2 pseudogenes are annotated in these 1,138 nt (G+C 65.3%); both read left to right on the top strand.

Going from position 1 to position 1,138, the window contains the following annotated elements:
• Window positions 1-454: pseudogene (locus tag CCN56_RS43515) on the top strand (hypothetical protein); the annotation flags it as partial.
• A gap of 96 nt (window positions 455-550) precedes the next feature.
• A pseudogene (locus tag CCN56_RS30775) lies at window positions 551-913 on the top strand (IS701 family transposase); the annotation flags it as partial.
• Between the last annotated feature and the right edge of the window lie 225 nt (window positions 914-1,138).

Below are 1,138 nucleotides of genomic sequence, written 5' to 3'. Positions count from 1 at the left end.
GCCTTTGTTAGGACCTCTTATCCGCCTGGTCGACGTCGTGCCAGCCGGGCTCACCGTGGCGAACGTCAGCGTCGAAAGCCCGAACACCTTCGAAGTGATCTGTTCCCACCCCGACAACCAAACAGCTCAGTGCGGATCCGAGCCGCTGCCTGTCGGCGGCAGCTTCGCGGTCGACATCACCGTCAACGTCGCCGCTGACGCTCCCTGCACGGTCACCAACACGGCCACCGCGATCGACACACAGAGCACTGCCAGCGATGCGTCCACCGACACGGTGAGCATCCCCGGTGGCAACTGCACCACGGGCAACGGCAACGGGGGAAATGGATCCCTGCTCCCCATCAACCTCAGTGGCCTGCTCCCCATGTTCAACAACATCAGCACCAACAACAACATCAACAGCCCCGGTGCAAGCAACACCAGCAACCAGAACTTCGGCCTGACCGCGCACTGAGCGTGTGACACGAAAAAGGGCGCCCGGGAACAGACGCTGCTGGTTAACTCGCCCCGCTGAGTTTCGATTCAGCGGGGCGAGGTCCCCCACCGGATGCGGTGGGCGCTGGCCCGGCGCAGCATCCGCAAGCCCGACGAGATCGCCTACTACCTCGCTTACGCCCCCTTGGAGACCACCATTCAGGAGTTGGTGCGGATCGCCGGGACGCGCTGGGCGATCGAGGAGTGTTTCCAGGCCGCGAAGAACGAGTGCGGCCTGGACCAGTACGAAGTTCGCCGCTACGTCGGCTGGTATCGGCACATCACCCTCGCCATGCTCGCGCACGCCTTCCTGGGAACCACGGCACACCAGCCCCGGGAAAAGGGGGAGGAACAGGTGAGACGCTCGGGGCTGTCGGGCTCACAGTGGCGGAGGTTCGGCGACTCCTGGCAGCTTGTCGTGCCCAGCCACCGCACCTGAGCGGACGCCGCGGACGACGCCACGCGCTGAGCTGGTCGAACTGGCGCCGCCGACGCCAAGCGGTCGCCCGCCGCTGCCACTACCAGCGACGCTGTCGCACGATCGAGGGGCGGTCTCTTCGAGACCGCCCCTGACCAGCTTCCGGCCCGCTACACTCCAGCCGCCCGGCATCGCCCTAGGTCAGACACCAAAGTCCTGCTGGAGTACTAAGACGTCGTCTCATTT

Source organism: Streptomyces sp. NRRL B-24572, assembly GCF_002156145.1.
Lineage (GTDB): Bacteria > Actinomycetota > Actinomycetes > Streptomycetales > Streptomycetaceae > Streptomyces > Streptomyces vietnamensis.
The sequence above is the reverse complement of the archived record's forward strand: the minus strand, read 5'-3'. Positions and strand labels throughout refer to the sequence as shown.